The 25,215-nt window shown below is 64.8% G+C and carries 25 protein-coding genes; 24 read left to right on the top strand and 1 reads right to left on the bottom strand.

Annotation, left to right across the window (positions count from 1 at the left end; all coding sequences use genetic code 11):
- The first annotated feature begins 101 nt into the window (after positions 1 to 101).
- From JF781_RS24410 to JF781_RS28625, 5 genes are all read left to right on the top strand, one after another.
- Positions 102 to 644 (top strand): hypothetical protein, encoded by a 543-nt coding sequence (locus JF781_RS24410; protein ID WP_174814220.1) that lies wholly within the window; start codon positions 102 to 104, stop codon positions 642 to 644.
- Positions 645 to 1,231: 587 nt separating this feature from the next.
- Positions 1,232 to 1,948 carry a ParA family protein gene (locus JF781_RS24415; RefSeq protein ID WP_007172118.1) on the top strand — a complete coding sequence of 239 codons (717 nt, stop codon included), beginning with the start codon at positions 1,232 to 1,234 and terminating at the stop codon, positions 1,946 to 1,948.
- The gene (locus JF781_RS24420) at positions 1,948 to 2,838 is read left to right on the top strand and encodes a hypothetical protein (protein WP_007172119.1); all 891 of its coding nucleotides are present in this window, start codon (positions 1,948 to 1,950) and stop codon (positions 2,836 to 2,838) included. Before JF781_RS24415 ends, JF781_RS24420 begins: the two co-directional genes overlap by 1 nt.
- 386 nt (positions 2,839 to 3,224) lie before the next feature.
- A complete protein-coding gene (locus JF781_RS24425; protein WP_085075104.1) occupies positions 3,225 to 4,196 on the top strand; it encodes a hypothetical protein in 972 nt (323 codons plus the stop codon).
- Positions 4,197 to 4,366: 170 nt separating this feature from the next.
- Positions 4,367 to 5,296, top strand: a complete 930-nt coding sequence (locus JF781_RS28625) for a C40 family peptidase (protein ID WP_269467003.1) — start codon at positions 4,367 to 4,369, stop codon at positions 5,294 to 5,296.
- Here JF781_RS28625 and JF781_RS24435 read toward each other — a convergent pair.
- Entirely contained in the window at positions 5,244 to 5,915 is a 672-nt protein-coding gene (locus JF781_RS24435; RefSeq protein ID WP_007172122.1) for a helix-turn-helix transcriptional regulator, read from the bottom strand. The genes JF781_RS28625 and JF781_RS24435 overlap by 53 nt on opposite strands.
- Positions 5,916 to 6,248: 333 nt before the next feature.
- On the opposite strand from JF781_RS24435, the gene JF781_RS24440 reads away from it, so the two are divergent.
- From JF781_RS24440 to JF781_RS24530, 19 genes are all read left to right on the top strand, one after another.
- Positions 6,249 to 6,659 (top strand): WhiB family transcriptional regulator, encoded by a 411-nt coding sequence (locus JF781_RS24440; protein WP_072501167.1) that lies wholly within the window; start codon positions 6,249 to 6,251, stop codon positions 6,657 to 6,659.
- Positions 6,652 to 6,975 carry a hypothetical protein gene (locus JF781_RS24445; protein ID WP_007172124.1) on the top strand — a complete coding sequence of 108 codons (324 nt, stop codon included), beginning with the start codon at positions 6,652 to 6,654 and terminating at the stop codon, positions 6,973 to 6,975. The genes JF781_RS24440 and JF781_RS24445 overlap by 8 nt, the downstream gene beginning before the upstream one ends.
- Positions 6,976 to 7,028: 53 nt before the next feature.
- Complete coding sequence (locus JF781_RS24450) at positions 7,029 to 7,475, top strand: transcription elongation factor NusA (protein WP_007172125.1); 447 nt, start codon at positions 7,029 to 7,031, stop codon at positions 7,473 to 7,475.
- A gap of 15 nt (positions 7,476 to 7,490) precedes the next feature.
- On the top strand, positions 7,491 to 7,655 hold the full coding sequence (locus tag JF781_RS24455; RefSeq protein WP_007172126.1) for a hypothetical protein: 165 nt from the start codon (positions 7,491 to 7,493) through the stop codon (positions 7,653 to 7,655).
- 188 nt (positions 7,656 to 7,843) lie between these two features.
- Positions 7,844 to 8,452 carry a hypothetical protein gene (locus JF781_RS24460; RefSeq protein WP_033717261.1) on the top strand — a complete coding sequence of 203 codons (609 nt, stop codon included), beginning with the start codon at positions 7,844 to 7,846 and terminating at the stop codon, positions 8,450 to 8,452.
- 236 nt (positions 8,453 to 8,688) lie between these two features.
- Positions 8,689 to 13,941, top strand: a complete 5,253-nt coding sequence (locus JF781_RS24465; protein WP_007172128.1) for a hypothetical protein — start codon at positions 8,689 to 8,691, stop codon at positions 13,939 to 13,941.
- Positions 13,942 to 14,111: 170 nt separating this feature from the next.
- Positions 14,112 to 14,468: a hypothetical protein gene (locus JF781_RS24470; protein WP_132160395.1), complete on the top strand. Its 357-nt coding sequence runs from the start codon at positions 14,112 to 14,114 to the stop codon at positions 14,466 to 14,468.
- 57 nt (positions 14,469 to 14,525) lie between these two features.
- A complete protein-coding gene (locus tag JF781_RS24475; protein ID WP_007172130.1) occupies positions 14,526 to 15,533 on the top strand; it encodes a DUF4226 domain-containing protein in 1,008 nt (335 codons plus the stop codon).
- 273 nt (positions 15,534 to 15,806) lie between these two features.
- Complete coding sequence (locus tag JF781_RS24480; RefSeq protein WP_007172131.1) at positions 15,807 to 16,022, top strand: hypothetical protein; 216 nt, start codon at positions 15,807 to 15,809, stop codon at positions 16,020 to 16,022.
- 566 nt (positions 16,023 to 16,588) lie between these two features.
- A complete protein-coding gene (locus tag JF781_RS24485; protein ID WP_047324037.1) occupies positions 16,589 to 18,214 on the top strand; it encodes a DUF4226 domain-containing protein in 1,626 nt (541 codons plus the stop codon).
- A gap of 55 nt (positions 18,215 to 18,269) precedes the next feature.
- Positions 18,270 to 18,566 (top strand): type VII secretion target, encoded by a 297-nt coding sequence (locus tag JF781_RS24490; protein WP_231588657.1) that lies wholly within the window; start codon positions 18,270 to 18,272, stop codon positions 18,564 to 18,566.
- A 4-nt stretch (positions 18,567 to 18,570) separates the two neighbouring features.
- Positions 18,571 to 18,870, top strand: a complete 300-nt coding sequence (locus tag JF781_RS24495; RefSeq protein ID WP_007172135.1) for a DUF2694 family protein — start codon at positions 18,571 to 18,573, stop codon at positions 18,868 to 18,870.
- A gap of 45 nt (positions 18,871 to 18,915) precedes the next feature.
- Positions 18,916 to 20,661 (top strand): PPE domain-containing protein, encoded by a 1,746-nt coding sequence (locus tag JF781_RS24500; protein WP_007172136.1) that lies wholly within the window; start codon positions 18,916 to 18,918, stop codon positions 20,659 to 20,661.
- The gene (locus JF781_RS24505; RefSeq protein WP_007172137.1) at positions 20,658 to 20,798 is read left to right on the top strand and encodes a hypothetical protein; all 141 of its coding nucleotides are present in this window, start codon (positions 20,658 to 20,660) and stop codon (positions 20,796 to 20,798) included. The genes JF781_RS24500 and JF781_RS24505 overlap by 4 nt, the downstream gene beginning before the upstream one ends.
- Positions 20,795 to 21,181, top strand: a complete 387-nt coding sequence (locus JF781_RS24510; RefSeq protein ID WP_007172138.1) for a YbaB/EbfC family nucleoid-associated protein — start codon at positions 20,795 to 20,797, stop codon at positions 21,179 to 21,181. The genes JF781_RS24505 and JF781_RS24510 overlap by 4 nt, the downstream gene beginning before the upstream one ends.
- A 264-nt stretch (positions 21,182 to 21,445) precedes the next feature.
- Entirely contained in the window at positions 21,446 to 21,928 is a 483-nt protein-coding gene (locus JF781_RS24515) for a hypothetical protein (RefSeq protein WP_007172139.1), read from the top strand.
- Positions 21,928 to 22,260, top strand: a complete 333-nt coding sequence (locus tag JF781_RS24520; RefSeq protein ID WP_033717256.1) for a hypothetical protein — start codon at positions 21,928 to 21,930, stop codon at positions 22,258 to 22,260. The genes JF781_RS24515 and JF781_RS24520 overlap by 1 nt, the downstream gene beginning before the upstream one ends.
- 287 nt (positions 22,261 to 22,547) lie before the next feature.
- A complete protein-coding gene (locus tag JF781_RS24525; protein WP_007172141.1) occupies positions 22,548 to 22,835 on the top strand; it encodes a hypothetical protein in 288 nt (95 codons plus the stop codon).
- Between the two features lie 18 nt (positions 22,836 to 22,853).
- Positions 22,854 to 25,208 carry a hypothetical protein gene (locus JF781_RS24530; protein WP_007172142.1) on the top strand — a complete coding sequence of 785 codons (2,355 nt, stop codon included), beginning with the start codon at positions 22,854 to 22,856 and terminating at the stop codon, positions 25,206 to 25,208.
- Positions 25,209 to 25,215 lie beyond the last annotated feature (7 nt).

The following is a 25,215-nucleotide window of genomic DNA, read 5'->3' on the forward strand; positions in this document are numbered from 1 at the left end:
GGGCAGTTGATTTGGCGACAGTGGGTGCGGACAAATGGGGACACAGATGATGTTGGTCAGGTTGGTAGAGCGCGACGATGGGTGTGTCCTATGGTTCCCACGTGGTGAACATCAATTCGAAATCGGCGGCGCGCAAGCGTGTCCGGGAGGCGCAGCATAAGGCCAACGAGGCACGTCTGGAGCGTGAGCGTCAAAATGTCGATGACGCTGCGTCGTTTCTCGTCGAGATTGGGCGGCTGGTCGCCGTCGACGAGTGGGAGCGCAACCGTATCCTCGAGATACGCGCAGAGGGGGAGCGGCGCCGTCACGAACACCGCCAGGCTGGCGCGACAGCGGTGGCCCGGATGCAAGGCCGTGGTGAAAGCCTCACTGCGATCGCTGAACTGGCGGGAGTCAAAGTCGGTGAGGTGCGCGCGGTGTTGAAGTCTGCCGACGCGCAGGCAGCGCCACGCGCGGATGCACTAGGCGCGGAAGGCAGCGCGGCGCGGGGCGCAGGAGAGGGCGCGGTGCCGGAAGCCGGCGGTGGCGCAGCCACCGACGCCGCGGCGCAAGCACTAGGTTCGGTAGACGCCGCCGCGCGAGAGGTCGGCGGTGGCGTGCCCAACAACGTGGCGGCACAAGCACTAGGTGCTGGTGCGCCGTGAACCGTCGACCGACGGTGTCGGTGAGGTCGTCAAGCGTCGGTGCACGTGCGAACGACTATGGGGGCGCTTTGTGGGTGGACCCGGTTGTGCATGCCAGCGGATGCCGCCGGTTCGACTCCTACGTCGTGCGGGGCCCCGGCGCAATCAACGCCCCGATCCACGAGTGCCCGAGGAAGTGGTCACCCTCTCGGCGGCGGCTGCCGGCCAACGTCATGATGTGGCCGGATGCCATCGGGAGCGGCGAGTCGATGAGGCGCGCGCACAACTCACTGCCGCGGCGGAATCGCGTGACTTTTGGGGTGATGATCTGAGCCCGGCATGTCCAGTTTTCCGCGGAAAACTGGCCTGTCGCTCGTCAATCGACGCAAGTCATGGACTCGCTGATGTGATTGACGGACCGGGAAGGCGCGAAAGACGGCATGCGATCTCCGGTTGGATCTGGGCAGTTTTCCGCGGAAAACTGGCGAGATGTAATGCACAATTCAGCGTGTCTGAGGGGCGGTCGTTCGGTCAGCGACGTATTTCCTGGCGGCCGGTTCCCGGAGTGGGCCGCAGCCGCGGCCCAAGCGCACCAAGGTCTTCTCCCCATGACTAAAGTTGTCACTGTTTTGAACCAAAAAGGCGGTGTCGGCAAGAGCACCGCGACCGTCAATCTGGCCGCCGTACGAGCCCAAAAACTGACCGCATATCTCGAGCCCGACGCGTTCTCGCCGGTGGCTGCGGTCTCGATAGACCCGCAGGGGTCGGCAAAATGGTGGGCCAACCGGGTCGACGCACTCCCCTTCCATCTTGTCCAAGCGCACGACGATCCCCTCGAATGGCTGCAGCAGCTCAACAACCTGCCCGGTATTGTCGAGGTCTACGTCGATACCGCCGGCTGGTTCGACCTCGACGCGGACTCCTCTCGAGATGGTCTAGGTGACGGATACTCCGCCGATGCACTGCGGACCGTCCTCGACGTCACCGCCGAAGCGATCGTCCCGGTGCTGCCGGCGCCGATGTGCTTCGACCCAACCGCGCGCACGATCCGTAAGCTTCTCGAACCGCGCAACATCCCCTACCGGGTCTTCATCAATGATTGGGACCCGCGCGATGGCGAACACTGGTTAAAGCAAACGCAGAAGTTCATTCGCGGACAGGGATGGCCCTTAGCCGAGACGGTAGTGCGGCACTACAAGATTCACACGAATGCCTGCAGCGAGGGCGTCGTGGTCACCCAGTACAAGAAGAGTGGCTCGGCGGCCAACGCGGCGGCTGACTTCTACAAGCTCGCCGACGAACTGAACATGGTAGGAGTCCGGTAATGGGGCGCGGTGGTGTCAAGACATTCGATGATCTCGTCGATGCTGTTGGCGACAACTCATCTGTTGACGGAAACGCGAAGATTCCCGTCGTCGCCCCACGGTCGGGCCTGTCGCGGTCGGTGGCTCTACGAGACCTGGTCGGCAACCCACACAACCCGCGCGATTCGGTCGGTGACCTCGACGAGTTGGCCTCCATCGTTGACTTCCAACTACAGCCCGTAGTTGTTGTCACCCGAGGAGCATTTCAAAACATCTACCCCGAGACCACGATTTCGGCGCGGTGGGTAGTAATCATCGGCAACCGGCGGTTGGCCGCCGCGCACAAGTTCGGCCGACCCGAGCTCGACATCGTGATCAAAGACGAACTCGCCAATGATCGCGCAACGCTGCTCACGGCTGTAATCTCCGAGAACGTCGACCGCTCGGGATTCGACGTGATCGAGGAAGCCAAAGCTGTCGAGAGGCTAGTGGGGGAGTACGGCAGCGCTGACGCCGCGGCCGAACATCTTCGTAAGAGCAAGACGTGGGTGTCACATCGGCGCGCGCTACTCAAACTGGCACCCGATCTTCAGGAAGCCACCCGCAGGGGCGATCTGGCGATTCGCGAAGCGCGTTCACTTGCCCAGGTTCCGCTCGCACAGCAGGTGGCCCGGTGGAAGGCCGCTCGCGGCCGGCGCAGTGAAGGGGCCAACACCGCCAATGAAACCGAAGACGGCAATTCGGATTCGGCGGCACGAGACGAACCAACGGCGCCGCCGCTGCGCTCGGTGACGCGGGCGCTTCGAAAGTTCGACGCGGATCCACGCGCCCTGGCGATAGCGTTGCGCGATCAACTTGGCGATAAAGGAGCCAGGACACTGGTCGGCCAGCTCAGGAAGTTGCTCACATAGCATCGCGAGGGTCAGTTTTCCGTGGAAAGCTGACCCATCCATCGAGGTGGCGTGGCATACTGCACGCTCAGCCACACTCAATTATGTTGGGCGTCAAGCGGTTTCGGTGGCACCGTTCGATATCGCAGGTGGTGGTTGTCGGCGTCAACACCGGCGAGCCGAAAGCCAAACGCACCCCACGGCAACGCTCACAGCTGGGAGCGCTGGGAGGCGTGAGCGGCGAAGTTGGTGCTGGTGATAGCCGCGTGGGCGCGGTTTAGGTGATACTGCCGGGTATGTCGCTCGATGAGGTGGTGGCTGAGGCTGGCCGTGTATTGGGCGATGCGCGCAGGCTTTTCGGGGCGGCGCCGATGATTAACGGGGGTTGGTCATCAACGTCGGGACTGGTGACGGGTCGCCAGGTTGTGGCAGGCGCGGGACAGGCCGCCGCCGCAGGCTGGGGTGGTGCGGCGGCCACCGGGTACGGCGTTGCCAACACTGGGCAGCTATTTTCCCTGGATCACACCATCGCCGCCGACGCGGGGACCGGCCCGCCGCTGACCGGCGTGGGAGAGGCTGCTGCCGCGGGTGGCGGGGGCATGGATGGGGTGATCACCGATACCCGTTCGGGGGTGGCCGCGATCGCTCCTGCCACCGGAACCCCGGCAGGCAAGCGGGAATTGGTGACGCATTTGCAAAGCCAGCTGGATCGGGCCAAGGCCCTGTTGCGCATCTGTGAGCGGCGCAATATGGAGCTGGCGGCGTTGATCGGGCGAGGTGCCGGCGGCTACGGCGCAGGGATGGGCGCGATGCCGATGGGCGCCGGCGCCATGACCGGTGGCATGCCGATGGGCGGCCTGGGCGCCGCCGGCGGGGGAGTGGGCAGCCCACTTTCTATCCCCGGCCTCGACACCGCCCTGTCCGGGCTTACCCGAAACCACCACCACACCAACCCCGAGCCGGATCAGGGATTGAACCTGGCCGCCGAGCCCGCAGGTCCAGGGGCCGACCGCGTCCGCGCGGCGATCCGCAAAGCCCTCGACATCGAAGGCGTTCATGATCCCGTAGCACGTGCCCGGTGGGAAGCCGGGATGATGCTGGTGGCTAAACGTGAATCCGGATACCGCAACGACGCCATAAACCACACCGATGCCAACGCGCAGAGGGGAGATCCCAGCGGAGGGTCGTTCCAATTCACCGGTGCAACGTTCCGGCAGTATCACCAGCCGGGCACAGCAAGTAGCCGATTCGACGACGTATCCGAAGCGTGCGCGTTCATCAACTACGCCCGCGGCCGCTATTGCGTCGCAGCTGACGCGTCGAATCTGGCAGCCAACATCCAGCAGGCCGATCCCACACGACCGCCGAAGGGTTACTGAGCGGCGAAGTTGGTGCTGGTGATAGCCGCGTGGGCGCGGTTTAGGTGATACTGCCGGGTATGTCGCTCGATGAGGTGGTGGCTGAGGCTGGCCGTGTATTGGGCGATGCGCGCAGGCTTTTCGGGGCGGCGCCGATGATTAACGGGGGTTGGTCATCAACGTCGGGACTGGTGACGGGTCGCCAGGTTGTGGCAGGCGCGGGACAGGCCGCCGCCGCAGGCTGGGGTGGTGCGGCGGCCACCGGGTACGGCGTTGCCAACACTGGGCAGCTATTTTCCCTGGATCACACCATCGCCGCCGACGCGGGGACCGGCCCGCCGCTGACCGGCGTGGGAGAGGCTGCTGCCGCGGGTGGCGGGGGCATGGATGGGGTGATCACCGATACCCGTTCGGGGGTGGCCGCGATCGCTCCTGCCACCGGAACCCCGGCAGGCAAGCGGGAATTGGTGACGCATTTGCAAAGCCAGCTGGATCGGGCCAAGGCCCTGTTGCGCATCTGTGAGCGGCGCAATATGGAGCTGGCGGCGTTGATCGGGCGAGGTGCCGGCGGCTACGGCGCAGGGATGGGCGCGATGCCGATGGGCGCCGGCGCCATGACCGGTGGCATGCCGATGGGCGGCCTGGGCGCCGCCGGCGGGGGAGTGGGCAGCCCACTTTCTATCCCCGGCCTCGACACCGCCCTGTCCGGGCTTACCCGAAACCACCACCACACCAACCCCGAACTCGCCGGTGACCACGACGCCGCGATCGCTGGGGGAGGGCCATTAGCGCGCATCGCGGTCAAAGCCGCACTAACCCGCTTGGGGTGCCCCTATGTCTGGGGGGCCAAGGGGCCCAACCAATTTGACTGCTCCGGCCTGGTTCACTGGTCCTACGCTCAGGCCGGCATCACCTTGGGTCCCGACACATACACCCAGATTCACCAGGGCGCCAAGGTAGCTCATGGAAACGTCGAAGCCGGAGACCTGATCTTTCCCGAAGCAGGGCACGTCATGCTCGCCATCAGCCCAACGCAGTGCGTAGAAGCCCAGCAATCCGGTGTGCCGGTCAGGATTTCGCCGATGCCAGCCTCGTACGTGGCGCGCCGGCCGATGGCGTAGCAGTTTCGGTCGAGGCCTGCGCGTCCCCGGCGGCGTCGCGGATGACGTCGCGATACTCGTGCAGCTCGGTCAGCGCCGACATGGTCTCGCTAAACGACTTTCCGCGCACGTGCGGCAGACTCGCGACAATGAGCGACTCTAACTGCAACAGTTGATCGTCGAGGTCGCGCAGCGTTGCCTTCGCCTGTGCACTGTTGCTGTGGCGCACCAGAATCTGTGCGCATATCGCAGATATCGCCGCTATCGCCTTAGCGATTCCCAAGGCCTGCAACGTGGTGCGCGGATCGGTCGACACCGACTCGAACGAGGGCTGCGCCGTGAGCGCCGCTGCCGGGCGCGGTTGGGTCTGCGGGATGGGCTCACCGCGGCGTAGCGCATCGAGGGTGCCGCGCGGCCACTGCAGGGCATCTTCGAACTTCACGCGGTTGATCCGATGAGGAAATGACTTGCCGCGCTCAAGCAACGCGGCCGTGTTCAGCGACACATTCGCCGCGTCAGCTAGCTCTCGCTGCGTTTCCAGCCCAACTTCGACTCGGCGGTCGGCAACGGCCTTGCCGACCCGCTCTAGCGGGCTCTCGCCAGGTGGAGTCGCCTTGGTGCTCACCGTGTCCTTCGCCATCGTCGCCGCCGTCGTCGACCGACGACCTCTCGGATACTTGCAAGTTAACTATAGAAGTTGACCACGTTCAGCCACGGTCGGACACGGGATCCCAACAGATGTGCCACGCGAGAGATGCACAGAAATAGCCTGTTTAAGGCAGAAAAGCATGGTTTCGCGCAGCAGATGCGCAGGGGTGCCAATACGCTGTACGCCCTTGAACTGTGTCGACTTACTCTGCCGAAACCTTCATCTGCACTGATGTTGCCTATCAGCGCATGAGCAGCTATAAACGTAGTCAGTACACAACATACACAATATGATGCACAGGTATAATTAGGAATGGAGAGCGCCGTGACCACCATCCGACCCTTGCGAGCCGACACCGGCCTGTGCGAGTACGAAGACCCCGACACCTGGTTCAGGGGATATAGCGGGGAGCGAGAGTCGGCAGCGATCTGCACCAACTGCCCCATCATCGTCGCCTGCGCCCAGAACGCCCTCAGATTTGGCGCTACCGATGGGGTGTGGGCGAGCGTGGCCATGCCCGGCGCCCGTGACGTCGCCGCCCTCAAGGCCGCTCGAGCGCAATTACGCGAGGTCATCGCCCGCTACCGAAACCAACCCCCAGCGCTACGGCTGCGGTCCCTGCAAATCCGTCAGGCCGTGCACTTCGCGGCCACCCAGCGCGACCTGCGCCGCCGACAAGCGGCTAAACCCGCGTCCAGGGCAAGTGCGACGCTAAGGGAGAAGGCCAGTGCCTAGCAGCAGCGCAGCCACCCGCGTCCTGCGCGACGACCTGCTCGCCCAACTCCGCATCGCGCAACGGCCCCTCACGACGGCACAGTTGCGCCTGCACGCGCCTGACGTGCCGGTCGCGGGGGTCGCGATATCCTGCGCCCCGATCCACGAGCAGATCTACCGGGTGCTGTGCGGCCTTGAGCGTCAAGGCCTGCTGACCCGCGGTGGCCGTGAAGGCCGCGAGGTCACCTGGACGGCGGCCGCCAACCCCGCCGACCGCGAAATCGCCGCCCTGGAAGCCGCTTTCAGCGCCTCGGACGGCCAGCCGGCGCCACGTTGAAAGGGCGCCATCCGATGATCACATGTCCCGTTCGAGCGGCGCTGACAGCTCGGGTGCCCGAACTGGCCAACGGCTCCGTCGAAATCATTGCGGTCGCACGCGAGCCCGGACTGTTGGCTAAAGTCGCGGTCCGATCACGTGTTCGCGGGATCAACGCGGTCGCCGTCTGTATCGGGTGGGGCGGCCTGCGTATCGCCGACGTCGAAAAGCGCCTCTGCGGCGAACATGTCAGCATCATCGCCTACGACAGCGACACTGCCAGGTACGTGATCAACGCACTGGGAATCAAGTCTGCGATCGCCGAAGTCATCAACCCTGAACAGCGCCGCATCCGCGTTTACGTCAACCCCGATGACTATGCGCGCGCACTAGGCAAGGTTGGTCACAACTTGCGCCTTGTCCGGCAGCTGACCTCCTGCAGCATTCACATCCGCACCGCCACTGGCGCAAATCGTGCCCCCATGGTTGCACCACCAGGCAGTTGCCCCCGATCCCAGTAACCGAAAGGCAACCCAATGAGCGCAAACACCCTGTATGACATCGAGCTGCGCGACTGGGACCGAGTCGAAATCCTATCTGCCACATCGCAAAGCGGCGCCTACGCGGCGCGTACCGAGGTCTCGTGGTCCAACCGGAAGATCTTCACCCCGACATTATTCGACTGCGGCACAACGACATGACCTCCCCCGATGCACGCTCGGCTGCGGCACGAAGACGGGTCGCTGAGCGTCGGCTGCGCCAGTTTATGGCTAACCACGGTTACCCCGACCCCGACTCGAGCCGATCGGAGCGCACAATATGGCACGGAGGACGCGGCCAGATCCACACCAGCCGGGTCTGTTCGACATCTTCGGCGGGGACGGTGGTGGTGACGAGCCCAGAGATACGCCAGATCGTGGCGGAGGCCTACGCGGGCCCGCTCGAGCTGCCCCCGCAGTGGAGCCCAGCCCAACGCGAGACATTCCTGGACAGCCAGGCGGCCAGGATCAGCTACCAGGTCGCCGAGCTGGCGGCCGAGATGGGCGCCCAGGCGGTAGGGGCGTGGACCCGCAGCCGCGGCGAGCATCCGGATTACCTGACCAAGGCAGGGATGCTGAACACCGCACGCAGCCAGGCGATGGAGATCGTGCTCAACAACGAGCTCTACGAGCAGATCCCGACCGAGGACGGCCAGCCCAGCAACCTGTGGGGGGAGCACAACGACCCAGCGCCCGATCGCAGTCAGGTGCCCTGGGATCAACGCTGGACCCGGCCCCAGTATCGCAGCGACCCCAGCCAGAACATCGAGGCGCTGATCGCGGATCTGTGGCCGGACCCGAATTACTCGGCGGTGTTTCGGATCAAGGCCGGATACCTGCTAGCCGCCCGGGCCGAGGATGGCCTGCCCCTACCGAGCGGCCCGGACGATCCGCTCACGAGCACGCTGGCTCAGATGGTCTACACCGATCTGCGCGACGACGGCATACCCGAGCGGTAAACGCCCAGCCCTCACTGTTCGATGAGGCCGATCAGCCCACCGATCCGCGCTCGATTGACCCCGGCGGCGCCCCGCTGCCGCGGCCGAACCCGCGCACACCAGCCCACCAGCCAATCGACCCGCCGGCGGGCACCGTACAAAGCCCGGCTGTATCAGACGAACCGACTCCGGCCGCCGAGCAGCGGATAGAAGAATTCACCAGCCCCACCGATTTTCCGGCAAGCCTCGACACCCTGGTGCCATCGGGGTCCAAAGCACGCATCCGCGCCAACATTGCCGCCGTCCAGCTGCTGCGCGCCCTGCAAGACGCGCAGCGGCCGGCCACCCCAGCCGAACAACGTGTCCTGGCCACCTGGTCAGGCTGGGGTGCGGTACCCCAGGTGTTCGACCCCCGCGCCAGCGACCTCACCGCCGAACGGGACACCCTGGCCGAGTTGCTCGATCGCGACCAATACCGCCAGGCAGAGGCCTCCATCCTCAACGCCCACTACACCGATCCCGCCATCGCCGCCGTGGTGTGGGAAGCACTAGGTCGGGCCGGGTTTAGCGGTGGCAAGGTCCTCGAACCAGGTTGCGGAGCAGGAACATTCATCGCTCACGCCCCCGATGAGGCAGTCATGGTTGGTGTGGAAAGTGACGCCACCACCGCAGCCATCGCCGCCCTGCTCTACCCATCGGCCCAGATCCGCCACGAAGGTTTCGAATCCACTCACGTCCCCGAAAACAGCTTCGCCGCCGCCGTCGGCAACGTCCCCTTCGGCCGCTACGCGGTCACCGACCCCGCCCACAACCCCGCCCGTCACTCCATCCATAACCACTTCATCGTCAAATCCCTCGCGCTGATTGCCCCCGGTGGATACGTGGCTGTGCTGACCAGCCGCTACACCCTGGATGCGGCGAAATCGGTCGCCCGGCGTGACATTTCGGCCAAAGCCGACCTCATCGGCGCGATCCGGCTCCCGTCGAAGGCGTTTACGCGGGTGGCCGGCACCGAGGTCGTCACCGACCTGCTCATCCTGCGCCGCCGCGATCCCCGAACCCCCTCCCCAGACGAACTGCCCGCCTGGATCAACACCGAAGCCATCGAACTCACCGACCCCGACACCGGCGCCGGCGAAACCCTGCACATCAACTCCCATTTCGTCGCCAACCCCCACAACGTGCTCGGCCAGATGCACCTGGGCCGCGGACTCAACGGCTCCCACCAACTCGTCGTGCGCGGCACCAGCGGCACCAGCGGCACCAGCGGCACCGAGCTCGCCGAGCAGCTGCACGACCGGCTACACCTGCTCATCGACTCGGCCATGAAGCACGGGCTCGGATTAACCGCCACGCCGGCTGAACTCACCGAGGTCTCCGCAGACGTCTTCGACCCCGGCCTGATCACCGCGGCCGACCGCGGTGAGGACACCCCGCTCTACACATTGCGCTACAGCGAGGCCAACCGCGGCATCGAATACTGGGCCGGACACCAATGGGAACCCCACAAAACCCCGAAAACGCTGCTAGCAGAAACCCGCGAACTCATCGGCCTGCGCGACGTCGCCGTCAGCCTCATCGCCTCCCAACGCGACGGCCAGCCCGCCGCCGAGCGCGACCAGCTCCGCGGACACCTCAACACCCTCTACGACAACTACGTGCGCCAGCATGGCCCCCTCAACCGGTTCACCTGGGTCTATCCCACCGTCACCCAAGAACGCCACGATCAGCGCTTGGCCGCCGCCGAAACCGCCTGGCGCACCGCCGAAGGCACCCCCGAGCGCCCCTACACCGGGCCCGTGCCCGACGACGTCGCCGCGCAATGGGACACCGAGGCCTCCGAAGCGCCCGCGCCCTACAAGAAGCGGCGTCACCTCGACGGCGGAATGCGCCACGACCCCGGATGGGCACTGGTCGCCTCATTGGAAATCTTCGACGAAGACACCGGCTCCGCCCAGAAATCGCCCATCTTTTCCACCGACCTGCTCACCCCGCCGCTGGAGCGCGCCACCGCCGACACCCCCGAAGAAGCGTTGGCGGTGTGCCTGGACCGCACCCAGCGCGTCGACGTCGACCTAATCGCCAACCTGCTAGAAGTCGAAGTCGACGACGCCCGTGACCTGATCGCTGGACTGGTCTATCCCAGCCTCGACGACCCCGACGAACTCGTCCCCGCCGTGAGTGCCCTGTCCGGCAACGTGCGCACCAAACTCGCCCGCGCGCTCGATGCGGCCGAAACCAACCCGATCTACAACGACTACGCCGCCGCCCTGCAACAGGTGCTGCCGCCCCAGCGTGAAGCCCAAGACATCAAAATGCGCCCCGGGGCACCGTGGATCCCGGCCCAAGTCGTCGCCGCCTTCGCCGAGAAAACATTCGACGCCACCGGTGTGGTCGCCGAACACATCGGCGGGCGCTGGGTCGTCGACGTTGCCTCCTACAAACGCCACGGCCGGCTGATGACCGACGAATGGGGAACCGACCGACGCGGCTGCGACGCGGTCAGCCTGCTCGAGGCCGCCTGCAACTCCAAAGCCGTCCTCGTCAACAACGACGACGGTGTCCTCGACCTGCAGGCCACCTTCGCCGCCCAAGCCAAAATGGCCAAAATCAGCGAGGAATTCACCCGCTGGCTGTGGTCTGACGAGACCCGCCGCGACACCCTGGTCGCCGAATACAACCGGCGCTTCAACTCGCGGCGCGCGCCTGCCTACGACGGCTCACACATGCGTTTTCCTGGCATGTCGGATCACTTCACGCCGCACTTCTACCAGCGCAACGCCGCCGCGCGCATCATCTCCGAGCCCGCCGTTCTCTTGGATCATGTTGTCGGAGCGGGCAAGACGGGAAGCATGGTCGCTGGAGCGCTGGAACTGCGGCGCCTGGGGTTGGTACGCCAACCCTGGCTCGTGGTACCCAATGCGATCACCGAACAAGTTGGCCGCGAAGCCCAACAGTGGTATCCGGCCGCCAAGATTCTGCTCGGCTCAGCGGCCACCACCGCTGATGGACGGCGCCGCTTCATCGCCCAAACCGCCTCAAGTGATTGGGATCTCGTTGTCATCCCGCAGTCGGCGTTCACCGCGATCAACGTCTCCACGGATATGCGCGTCGACTACATCGAAAACCAGCTCGATACATTGCGCGAACAACTCCAATCCGCCGAAGCCGACCGCAGCAAAAAGCGCATCGAACTCGCCATCAAAAGCGCCAAGGCGCGGCTAGAAAAACTTGTAGCCGCCAACACCAAAGACACTGGGTTGCGGTTTGAGGAATCCGGTTGTGACTATCTGATGATCGACGAGGCCGACACGTACAAGAACTTGGGCCGCACCTGCAACATTGAAGAATTATCGTGCCCCAACGCATCGCAACGTGCCGAGGACCTCGCCCTCAAACTCACCGTGTTGCGCCAGCGGCGCCGCGACGAGGCGCTGGCCAAAGGCATTCCCGCGCACCGGGTTGTCGAACGGGTCGCGACCTTCGCCACCGGCACACCGATCAGCAACTCATTAGGCGAGCTATGGGTCATGCAAACCTACTTGCGGCCAGACCTTTTAGAGCACGCCGGGGTCGCTGACCTGGGGGACTGGGGTGCGGCGTTTACCGCGACCACCACCACCATCGAGGTCAACACCACGGGCACTAAGCTGCGGCCCGTCACGCGAGTAGGGAAGTTCACCAACCTGCCCGCCCTGCTGGCGCTGTCCTCGGTCTACACCGACGTCGTCACCCGCGACCAAGTCCCCGTCGAGCTGCCGCCGCTTCGCACCGGGCAACGCCAAATCATCAGCTTGCACCCCGACATCGAAGTCGTCGACTTCATTACCGACTTGGGCTACCGCCTCGATCATCTCGACTCACGCAATCCCCGACGCGACAACCCACTCAAAATCAGCAACGACGGGCGCAACGTGTCGTTGGATCCACGGTTGGCCCACCTGCCCAAACCCCGACACAGCCGCGCCTGCGCAGTCGCCGACGCAGCCATGCGTGTCCATTACCGCCACGCGCATCGCGCCTATACCCATCCCGACACCGGCGCGCCGGCCGGCACCGGGGCACTGCAGATCATGTTCTGCGACCGCGGCACCCCATCCAAAGACCCCGCCCAGTTCACCATCTATCAGGCGATCAAAGACGAACTCGTGGCGCGCGGCATGCCCGCAGCCGCGATCCGCTTCGTCCACGAGGCAAAAAATCTTCAAGAGATCAAAACGCTGTTCGCCCAGTGCATTAGGGGAGACGTCTCAGTGCTGATCGGTAGCACCGAGAAAATCGGCGCCGGGGTCAACGTGCAAGCCCGAGCCGCCGCCCTGCATCACGTCGACGTGCCATGGCGCCCGCGCGACCTTGAACAACGCGAAGGCCGCATTCAGCGCCAAGGCAACCAAAACCTCGACGGCATCGACATCTTCATCTACGTCACCGAAGGCTCCTACGACACCGTCATGTGGCAAAAAGTCCAAGCCAAAACGCTGTTCATCGAACAGATGCGCCGCAACGAGGTCCTCGATATCGAGATCGACGACCTTTCCGGCGGTGACATCGGGACCGCCGCCGCAGAAACCAAGGCCATCGCCACCGGCGACCCGCGCTACATACACCAAGTTGAACTCGACGACACCGTCAAACGCCTCACCGCCCTGCAGCGCGCACACAGTCAATCGGTGCGCAACCGCGACTGGCAAGTCAGTGTGCTCGAGCGCGCGATTCCCAACAAACAACGCGCCATCGACGAGCTCACTCCATTCGCCAGGGCAGCCGCCGCGCATGCCTCCGCCGGCGGGCCACCACGGCTGACCGTCGCAGACACCACCTACACCGAGCGCGTCCCCGCCTCCCACGCACTGGCTGCGGCCTGCCGGCGCGCCTACACCGCCGGCAAAGACCGCGGCGCCAGCCGCTTCGAACCCATCGGCGCCACCATCTACGGCATCGACATCCTGGCCGCCCGCGACCTCACCCACGACCAACTGCTACTACGACTAGCCGTGCCGTCGCGCACCGCAGAAATCTCCGGCCTTGAACTGTTATCCACCGGCGCAGGTCCAGGCTCCGACGTCAACGGCCCCAAACAACTCGGACTGCTGCGCCGCGTGGAAAACCTCTACACCGGCCTACCCGAACACCACGCACGACTGCAGCACGAACGCGACCGCGACCAGGCCGCCCTCGACGACTTTGTAACCAACCCCCCAGCACCGTTCGAACACGCCGACGAACTGGCCACAAAAGACGCAGAACTTAAAGCCCTCACCCTCGAGCTGCGCATGGCCGCCCAAAGCCCCGAAGCCAAAGCCAAAGCCGCCGCGGCCGAACAACGCATGGCCGCCCGCGGCCGCAAACCCGGATGGAGCCTGCTCCTGAACCCCACACCGGCCCTGGTCGAAGAACTCGGCTACCCCAGCGCCGATGCCCTACGCAAAATTGTCCGCGCCCGAGAACGCCTCGCCCTCGAACAACACGACCACCAGCAAGGCCTCGCCGGTCCCGAGCACGACTTCTGAATATCCAAACCGGAAGTTAGACACTACATTCGAACGGTCCCTTGTGTGGCGCTGAAGTTCCCCGTGCCCTTTCATCGCGGCATATTCGAGCCGTCGCCACCGCATGCCGACACATGGCGAAACCTCGCAGCCTTTGTCGCGCGGCACAGCCCCGCGGTTTACTGTGCGGCATGCCCGAATCCGGACCTTCGGCTCAAGCCCAACAAGACATCCGCGCCGCGCAAGCCTTGCCCGACAATCTCGCCCGCCGCGAGCACGTCCATGCCGTCCAGCAACGCGCGCGGGCCCTCCTTCTGGATGCCACGAGCACGCCCGAACAAAAGTCCGCCGTCCGGCTCGATATCAGACAAGCGCGCGCACTCACTAGCGACCTGTGCACGCCGCGCACCCCAGCACCCCTGACCTGGATCGCAGCCCCAGCATTGAATAAAGCTGCGACGCCGCTCGTACGCCAGCACGTGCATGCCGGAGACCGAATGAACGAGCAGTTGGCCGATCCGGTCGCCGACGCCCCGCACACCACATGAGCACGAAGTCGGAGACGGCGATAGAAGCCGCACTGGATCTGGGTAATACTGGCCAGTATGTCGTCACTCGATGGACTGGTGGCCGAGACAGGTCGCGTGCTCAGTGATGCTCGCCGGCTTTTCGGCGCGGCGCCCCTCGAAGCGTCGTTGCCTTCGGCGCAGCAGTTGATGGCGGGCCGAGCAGCTGTAGCGCCAGTGGGGCAGGCCGCAGCTGCCAATTGGCAAGGCGAGGCAGCGACGACCTACGCTGCGACCAACGCCGATCAGGTCCATGCGTTAGACCGCACGGTAGCCGCCGATGGCCAAGTCAATCCGGCGCTGACCCATGCCGGACAGGCCGCCGCGGCGGGAGCACGAAGCATGGACAACCTGATCGCTCAGACCCGCGCGGGGGTTAGCGCACTGGCCCCCAGCACACGTAGCGCCGCAGGGCAGCAGCAACTCGCCAGCTTTTTGCAGGGTCAGCTCAACCAGGCGAAGGGATTGCTGCAAAACTTCCAGCAGCGCAACGCTGAAATAGCCGGCACCATCCAAAGCGCTGACTACGGGCGCCTTTCCGGTAGCCACGGCAAGGAGTCACCACCTGCTGCGCCGCTGGATTCGCGCACGTGGAAGCCGGGTGATAAGCGGCATATGCCCTATGACGCCGGCCCGGGTGGGATGGGCCCGCCCAACTTTCCTGATTCGCCGCCGTGGGTTGATATATGGGACCGGTCAGGAGCAGACGACCCCGACAAAGTTCCGCACTACTTTGTCAGATCCGATGAAATCCCCGGCTACAAGGTGTATCCGCCCGGAGCCCTAGGGCCACCAACGGTCGTCGACGAACGCGGCAATCCAGACCCATATGTCCAGTTGGGCCCAAACACAGGCGTGTGGGTACCGCAGTCGGCCTTTCCGGGAGCGAAAATCTATCCGCCTGGCTCTAACCCACTGCCACCCTACGGATACGACGAATGGTTACCAGGGTCCGGGATTTATATGTGGCACAGCGATTTAACCCCCGAACCGTACAACCCTTCCGGTCCTCTGGGGCCACCAACCTATCCGCAGGAAGGCCACTAACTACTAACTAGAAGCCACACCCGGGGGACGGCCTGCCAACAACGGGCGGCGTACAGCCCCCATGGCCCGTCGCGATGCAGATCTACCCCAAGGCCGGCGATCAACCTTCGCGCGTCAAAGTTCTGGCGGGAATTTTGACCGTGACCGTCGCCTAGGCCGATAAGTTGCCCTAGCGTTGGTGGAAAGTGCAGCGCTCGAAGGGATTTAACATTGGAACCAAAGGGGTGCAGCGCCCGGATCGCTGATAGAGGTGTCAGGTTGGCCTCGCGGGCGATGCCACTTGTCGAAGGCGACCAGTTCGCATCGCGTCGAATAAAGTGGATCGCCGACGAGCTGGCCAGCTTGCGCGACGGTATCCCCGCTAAGCTAGCCGACGATCCGGGCATCACGCACGCAGTCGTGCAAGACGTCGACATGAAGATTGCGGAAATCCAGGACGTACTTACTGCCAGCCGCAAGGCCGCTTCTTCGGCGCCACCGGTCAGATGATCGGCGCCCGCCCGGGTTGCAATAGCGCCCCGTGCGCCAGGCTGATTCGTCACCGTGACAATTTGACCCTGCTCTTGTCCAGGCTGGTCCTGCTAGAGGTGCGTCGGCTTTCGCGCGCGTATGTCGGTGTTGGCGGCTACTGCTTGTGCAGCCGGGGATTCCACTGCGGGGAAGGGGCGTGCGGCGAGAAGTATCGAGGAGGCGCAACCCGTGATGGGCCCGCTGCGAACCCGAAAGTCATTGCCGCCGATGGATATGCGCGCGGTGCTCGATGCTACCGATGTAGAGCACGCGATCGTTGCCGGTGGAGCTTGCAGCTAAGATCGCCGATTGGCTCGCCGGCTACGCTCACAGTCGCGAGGCTCCCCGGCTTAAGGCACTCCTGTGTGCCGTATCTCCGGACTGATTGACGCAGGTGTGCGAAGTTGCAGGACGCATCTGGTGCGGCGTGTCTTGAAAGAAAACAAAAGTCGACAAGCCGTGTGGACATGCTGGCGTAGCCGGTTTTTGGTGAATGTGGCGTTGTTGGTAGCGGCTAAAGCGACTCGGGACTTATCGTCCCGAACATGACGGGCTGGACCGATGTAGCGCTGTCCCAGGTGCTCGGCGGAGTATCCGAGGTATTGGGGTCACCCTTCCCTCAAAGCCCGGCGCCCGGCGGCCCGATGCCACTAGACCCGGCCCCAACGGCTCCGGTCACCTCACGCGATCAGCTCACCAAGCTCGACCGAGCCAAGCTCACTTACATGGGCATTAACCCGGATACGGCTCCGATGCCCGAAATCAACCAGGCGCTGGGCCGCGACCAACCCGCAGCGCCTCCGCCCCCGCCGCCCCCGCCGGAGTCGCCGGCGCCGACCTCCCCGGCGGGCACGCCACCGCCACCGGGACTGAGCGGGGCAGGGGCAGAAGCAGCCAAACGGCTCGACGAGGCACTGGCCAAAAATCATTCGGCGCTCAATGACGCTGACGACAAACTGGCCGACGCTCTGCTTAAAGCGTCGAGCTCTAGCGCTGATGGTCGTCAGCGGCTCCAAGCTTTGCAGCAAGACATCATCGACCAGGTCAACAAGCTGGGGTCATCGCTGGATACTGCGACCGGCCAACAGCAGCTGGCAGAGTTCTTGCAGGGAAAAACCGACGACATCCTCAACGTCCTGAAAAACGCTGGGCTGGACTCAGATTCACAAGCGCGGGTGTTGGATGGTCTCTCGGCGCGCTATCAGGCGTTGCAAGACAAGAAACCCGGCGATGACCCGCACACCAAGGGTTCGAGCGGCGACGGCACTGGCAGCGGCAACCCGGACTCAACCGGCACTACACCGGGTGGTGGTGCCGATTCTCCGGCCGGGACCGGTGACGGCACTGGCAGTGGCAATGACCCGCTACTGGACGGGCTGGCCTCAGATCCGTTGATGTCGCGGTTGGGCATGATGGGCGGGCCTGCGATGGGCGCTCTTGGCTCGCTGCCAGGTGCGCTCGGTTCAGCGATTCCCTCGCTCGGCGGAGGCGGTGGCGGCGGGCTGGGGGATTTGGGTTCGGCGATCGGTGGGGCGCTACGCGATGGCGGCCACGATCCGGACCAGGCCTCTGATGAGCACGTCGATTCGTTGAAAGACCCGTCCGGATCGCACACCGGTGACGACAAACCGCGAGATGGCACCCAGCCGGCCGGACTGCACGACCCAGGGGACAAAGCAGACAAAGGGGACAAGGCGGGGACAGAAAACGCTGGCAGCGGATCCACCCCGCCGCCGTCAGCGCCGGCAGCGCCAGGTCAGACGCCAACACCGTCGACTCAGGTCCAGCTGCCCGACCAATCGGTGCGAACCGCGGCCAATGGCGCACTCGCGCAGGCCGGACGCGCGGTGCTCTCCGGTGACAGCATCGACGACGCGTTTGCAGGGGCCAATCTTCAGTTGCCGCCGCTGGGTTCGCCGGTGAGTTCACCCATGGCACCCTCGCGGCTGCAATTCGGCGATGTGGGCCAATACACCGATCATCGGGTCATGGCTCTAGACAAAGACCATGTTTGGCTCAATGGCCAGGTCACGCCGATTGACCAGCTCGACACTGGCCCGAATTTCTTGGGGTGGACACGCGTGTCGGCCCCAACAGCGACAACGGTGACTTCGGCGGCCGTCGCCCCGGCACCGGCCGTGGCGCCCGCACCGGCGCCGCCGACCACTTAAGCGAACTTTTACTGCAACGTGAGGGAGTACCGTAATGACCGTGAATGAGCAGGCCTTGCAGGTCAACACCGATGACCTGATCCGATGGGCGATCGCCCACGAACGCGCCGCCGAGGCGTGCGGGCAGGCCCGTGCTGACCATGCCCGCACCGTGGCTGCGGCCGAATCGTGGGGACCGCTGTTTTACGAGGCGCGTCGTGCTGCAGTGGCCGCGGTCAACGACCGCGAGACCGCATTGCGCGACCAACAAGAGCGGCACGGGGCCATGGCGCAGCAGCTTCGCGCCGCCGCGGCGCGCATGGCGGAGATGAACGCTGACAACCGTGCCAATTTGACGATTTCCACGGATTAGCAACATGTCTGAAGCGCCGTCGACCGACTACGACACCGTGGTGTTCGAGGTCGCAAGCCGCGATGAGTCGATCGTGGTGGCGGTGGGCCGCAGCGGCAACTCGTTAGGCGTGGAGCTTCAGGCGGCGGCGATGCAGCTCAGCGACGCCGAACTGGCTAACCGCATCATCAAATTGAACACGCTGGCTCATTTACGCTCGCAGTTGGCGCTGCGTCAGGAGTGGGAGGCTCAACACGTGACCGTGTCCAGTGCGTTGCCCACCAAGGATCAGGTTGCCAGCTATGAGGCCCTGATCGATTTCTGAGAGAACTCGTCGCAACGTCAGCTAGAACACGGAGGGAGGACCGCAGTGCTGCAGGTCGATGTTGCCGGACTGCAGAGTGCGGTCGCGGGGCTGGTCGCCGCCGCTAACAGCCTTGCCAGGCTCGGCGCGCAGTCGCCGGTGCACCCTCCGCTGGCCACCGATGAGACATCAACGAGCGTGGCTGCCCGCCTCAGTGAGCACGCGGCGGTGATGGCATCGCGAGCTGCTGACGGGTCGACGGTCCTTGCGGCCGGCGCCAAGGCGATAACCCAGTCAGCAGTCGCGTATGGGCAGATGGACCAGGCCAATCAAGCGGTGGTGAGCTTGCAAGGTAACCCTGCACCCTCCACGCCGGGCTTCACCCCGGCGGTGACGGTGAATCTTGTTGCGCCTGATGTGCCGATCGCCCCGCCGGGACCCCGCCCAGCCGAAACGACGGCGGCGATCATGGAAGCCGGTCAGCCCGCTGCCGGGGATGCGTTTGTGGCCGACTGTGCGGCACTGTCAGAAGGATTTAGCGCTGCCGCGCGATCGGCCCGCCGCGGGGCGGCCACGGTCAGTGAACATCTCAAAGGGGAAGCAGGACCGCGTATTTCGGCGGCGTTGAATCGTTACGCGGACTGGGCGCAGGAGATGGCCCGCCATGCCGACACCGTTGGAAAGCTCGCCGGCAGCCACAAGAACAGATTTACACAAGCCAAGCAGGCGACTCCGACGACCACGGAGTTCGCTAACCGTCACCGCGAGCTCCACAACGCGATCGCACTCAACAGCTCTTATCCCAGTCCGGGATCGGCGGCCGCGGTGTCTAAGGCACACACGAATTTGACCCAGTTAACGAACCACACCCAGGTTGTGGCCGCTGGCTACCACACCGGCGAGACGATACCGGAGGCTCCGCCGGGGCCACCGCCAGCCCCAGCAATCGTGGAACCTGGTGCCGGACAAGGGGACACCCCGCCGTCTCCAACTCAGCAGGGAGCGGATCCAAAACCGACACGCGATCACCCGGGCACCACCCACGCCGGCGACGTCGACCCCGACACCGACCCCGCCGGCCTCGACGAGAGTCTCAATGCAGGCGATGGTGATCCCGCCGCTAACCCGCTAGCGCCTGCGGGAACGGGTGCGATGCCGGGAATGGCCTCATCTTTGCCGCCGATGTTGACCGGCCTGCTGGGCGCCGGGGTCGGGATGGCCACCCAGATACCGCAGAAATTAGGCCAAGAGCTGCAGGGATTGGCCCAGCAAGCCACCCAGAGCGTTGCAGGTTTGGCACAAGGAATGGCAGGCAAGAACGGGCTGGACGACGCGGCCAAAATTGAGCCAGCAGACTCCCTGGGCAGCGGTGCCGGCGGAGGCGGTGGTGACGACGGCGCTACCGCCCCGGCGGCCAGCGGCGGCGCAGATCTCAAGCCGGCGGCTTCAGCGATCTCCGGAATGAGTTCCCCCACCTCGCCCCCGTTGGCGGGGGCCAGCGCCACCCCGAGTCCCACCGCTGCCGCCGCTGAGAGCGGTATGGGCGGCTCCCCAATGTTCATGCCCCCGATGGGGGGCATGGGCGCTGGCGCCGGGGCGGCCAAGCGCAAGGTAAAGGACCCGGACAAGTCGATCGAGATGCCATCGCGCCCTAATTCCGAGCCGATCAAAGGCGAACGGGGAGACCCAATTCGGCACACGGCCACCGTTGACGCCGCTGCCTACCCCAAAGACGGGCCGAAGCGCACGGTGACCGTTCGGTCACGCAGCCGACGCGTCGACCGCGACCCGGGCAGCGGTGATGACCAGTGAGCGTGAATGGGTGCGTCGGCTATCAGTCCGATCAGAATCTGGTCGCTGAAGTGATGGCCCAGCTCGATTCGGTGTCGATGGCCCTGCCCGACCTGCAGGATGAAATTGCGTCCGACGACGATGGTGAGGCCCCGTGACGGTGTACGAGTATGACGGCTACCAGGCGGATAAGAATTTAACCGCCAGTGTCATAGCGCGCATGGAACGGGTGTCGACGATGCTTTCCAAGCTGCTCGAGGAGATGGATGGCATCGACCTGGAAGCCATCGGCGGCGATGGCGACGTCGTGTTGTCGGTGAACTCCCAAGGACAACTCACCTCGCTGTCGCTGGCGCAGGGCTGCACCACCCGCTACTCACACGGGGCTTTGGCCGAGCTGATCAACACCACGATCGACGAGGCAGTCAACGCCGCGGCCGAGGAAACAGCGAGCGTGGGAGGCGGCCAAGACCAGGAAGCGCTCGACGCTGCTGTGCAAGCGTTCATCAATCCCGAAAGTGAGATCTGGACTGCCACCTGAGCACCGGTTTCGTCTTGGATTCGCGTCCAACGGTAGCCCGATGTCGCCGCAGGACAGTACGCTGATTGCATGAATCCGCAGGCAGTTGGGCAGCCGAGCTACCCCGCTGCGACCGGCGGCCCGCCCACCTCCACGAGTACGGTCGGTGTGCCGACCGGTGCCGCGGTGTTGCCACCACCGCCCAGCTACGTGCCACCCCCACAAGCTCCTGCACCGCCACCGGTGTACCGCAGACGCGGGCCGGGCTGGCTGGCGGTATGGGTAATGCTGGCGCTCGCGCTGCTACTGGCGTTAAGCGCAACGGTGATGAGTGCGATGAAGTTGACCGCATCAAACCCGGCCGCGACAACCACCACGGTGATGGCGCCACCCCCACCGCCGGTGAGCTACAGCCCGGAGCAAGTGGCGGCGGCCAAGAAGGAAGCCTGCGACGCCAGCGATACGGCGGACAAATCGATAATTGCTGCTCAAAAGAACTTCTTCGACGCTGCGCGAGACCGGCAATCGCCTCAATACCATCCTGCACTGGGCAACTTCCAGCTTGTGGTGATACTGGAGACGCAGTACATCCAACAGCATCTTCCGCCGGCTACCCCGAAGAACGTGCTAGACGCGACCAATGAATATGTCACCGCAGTAATTCGGTTGGTCGACGCCAATACCCGCGAGCTGTCCGACCACGATGCCCAGCCGTTCGTGTTAGCGCTTAGAAGTGCGGGAGATCGACTCGACAAGGTGTGTGAGTGATGCGAACCGATGACATTCTGCAGGTCATTCCCGCTGCGGCGGAGTCGGCGAACATGCTGACCGGTTCGGCAACGGTCGAGTTTGCTACGACCGTGCCCGAGCACGCGGCCCATGGCGCGGCGGCCACGGCAGCCGGGGGGGCTCACGCGGCTTCAATGTGGGCGCCGAGCGTGGCAGCAAGCGCAGGTGTGAACCAGCAAGTCGCGGGAGCCGGTGCCGCGCTGGCGCCACGCGGTGGAAAGGTGGCTCAACGCAACGATCAATCGTTGACCGCAGACCTTCAGACCGACAACCAGAACGCTCAGGACCTGACACCGGTGGTGAGCATATGACCGCCACCCTGCACTCGCCCCAAGCGGGGACACCGCTCCCACCCGCTTTCCCGCCACGTCAGCTTCCGCCACCGGCGGGGCCCGGCCGCGGGGCGGTGGGGGGCACGGCGGCGGCGCTAGTCGTTGCGGTCGGAGCCGCCGTCCTTGCCGCAGTAGCGTGGATGACGCCATCCAAAGTTCCCGTCAGTACGGTGGTTGCGCCGTGGTCACCACCTGCCCCGAGTTCCGACCAGGTGGCAGCCGCACGCACAAAGGCATGCCAAGTGTGGGGGATTACCGCGACAGCAATGGACGCGGCCACGAACGCGGTGGCCCACGCTCCAGCCGACTGGAATGACCCTGGCACCCAAGAGGCCTTGGCCAACGAGGCGCGGGTAATCCTGGTGGAAAGCGCATACCTGCGCCGTGAACTGCCCGCCGATACACCGGCAACGATCCGCTCAGGGATCGACGACTACCTTGCGGCCAGCTCGGACATGGAAAACGCCACCACGCATCGCAAGGGCAGCTTGCGAAACGCCGCGATCGGTCGTGCAAACACCGCAGAAGACAAGGTAAACGCCGCTTGCCGGTAGTGTGAGGAAGAGGGAGCCGTGGCGGATGTGCCCGCAACCAGTATCGCTGGGAACATCATCATCACCCCGGATATGGTGCCGCCAGCAGCAGAGCCGTTGGAGACCCAAGCGGCGCACTACGCGGCGTTGGCGGAGAAAGTCGGTGAGCTGCAGCAGCAGCTCAAAGCCGCCAATGCGATGCGCGAAGAGGCCGCACAATCGCCCGGTTGGGAAGCTGGGCACGAAAAGAATCGCCAATTGGCCGCAGACTACGGCCGGATGGTCGAGATATACAACGCGGCGGCAGATTATTTCAACGGAGTCGCTGGCGTTTACCGCGACGCGCAAACCGCCCAACGGAACGTCTTGATGAAAGCCAATGCTGAACTGTCGCAGGCCAAGAACGCGATACAACAGCAGGAGATCGCGGCGCGCTGGCACACGCACGCCCGAGCCCTGACGACCAGCGCGGTAGGAGCCGCTACAGCCAAGGCCGGAGTTTTCGAGCACACTGCAGGCACCGATATCACGGCTCTTACCTCACGCCTAGGCGGTCCGGCACCTCAAGACCCCGTCTTGCCCCATAGCGGCGGAGGCGGAATAGCCGTACCCACAGGCAAAGAGGGCTCCGGACTAGGTGATGACAACGGCGACCCCGCGAACCCCAACGGCACTGGCAATCCGCAGGGAATAGGTAATGGGCACACGCCGCGCCACAGTGGTGCAGCGAAGGGCGAGGACGGCGAGCCGGCGACGACGGGACCAGGATCCACTCCTGCGGTGATGGGGAGCCCTTATCCGGGTGCCGGGCAGATGCCGATGCCGGGTGGTGGTGGCAGCGGGATTCAGTCTGTTGGTTTCCCGCCGGGGTTGACGTCGATGACGGGGGGACTTGGATCGATGCCCGGTGGGGGTGGCATGGGAGGCCTGGGCTCTGGTGGGGGCTTGGGCGGGCTGCCCGGCGGTATGGGGCAGCTGCCCGGTACTCAGGCTGCCGGGCTGGGGAACCTGCCCGCTAATGCCGCACCAGCAGCCGGGGCACCGGCACAGTTGGGACCGGCGTTCTCCCAAGGACTTTCAGCCGGATCGGCGTTGGGGTCGCTGCCGCCTGCGACCGGCACTGGAACGCCGGCCGCAGGGCAAGCAGCCGCAACTCCAGCGGCAGGGCTGACTTCGGGTGCGGGCGTTCCTTCGGCCGGGTTGACAGGAGCAGGTGCGACCCCTCCGGCAGTCAGCCCCGCAGCGCCGGGGCTTGCCACGTCTGGCGGGCCGACGAGTGCTGCACCGGCGGCGATGATGCTTCCGCCCCCGGGTATGGGCGCTCCCGCGGCCCCCGTAGCTGCGGGTGGCGCAAGTGCTGCAGCCCCCGTCGCCCCTGCTGGCAACACGGCCACACCGGGTGGCTCCGCGCCGACAACCGGGCCGGCAGCTGGATCGACGGTCGGATCGGGTGGGGCGGTGGTTGTGCCGGCAAGTGTTGTCAGCGCCGGAGCTGGCGCCCGCAACCGTGGACGACCGGAGTCAGCCGAACTGGCAACCGCAAAAGTGTTGGCGCGCAAGCTCCGTCGTGACAGCGACATTGTTAATTACGCGTGCATTGAGTGGGCCGTGGGCGTATTTCGCCGCGAGGCTGGCGGGGCCACCGAGTGCGTGGTGATGTCCAACGAAGGCTTTGGTTACATTCCGCGGGGAGTGTTCTTGCCACGTACTGCCCGTCTGTTGACGGCAGATAAGTTGGTAGACAACCAATTTCGGGAAGGCTGGTTCGGGTCATCCGATCCTGCCGAGGTGCTAGCCGAATATGCACGGCTGCGCGGCCGCGGCGGAACGCATCTGGTTGCCATGGCAGTAACCGCGGACAGCCCCTACGGTCGGGTGCCAGGGGTCGAATACGCGGTTTGTCAACGCGAATTCGATGACGGTGCTTACATCCGCCCGATTCTCGACGATATGCATATGCATCGTCTCGAAGCGTTGCACCCGGAGGTGTATGCCCGGGTTCAGCAGACGACCTCCACTGAACCTGAGACGCGCATGGTTGAAAATCAGGTCGTTGTGCCGCTGGCTGTGCAGATGATCGAAGCTGTGAAGATGTCGGGGGAGATGACGCTCGATCTGCGGCAGATGTGGGATGTGCTGGGCACCGGCGACCACATCTCGGAGGAGGTATGGAACCAGTACCGGATCGCCTCAACCGTGTACTACGTGAACCTCAGCGCGAACCGGCCTCGGCCGGAGGCCTCCACAGGAGATCGCGAGCGTTATCAGGCGCAGTGGGTCACCGCACGCACGATGGAGTTGCTGCAGGGTTGGGAGCGGCGACCGGTCGACGTAGCGGATATGGTCTACGCTGCGGCGACGGCCTACCCATGGAGATTTTGGCACCAAATTTGAATTGTTA

The sequence above is a fragment of the Mycobacterium sp. WUMAC-067 genome, from assembly GCF_020217485.1.
In the GTDB taxonomy this organism is placed as follows: Bacteria; Actinomycetota; Actinomycetes; order Mycobacteriales; family Mycobacteriaceae; genus Mycobacterium.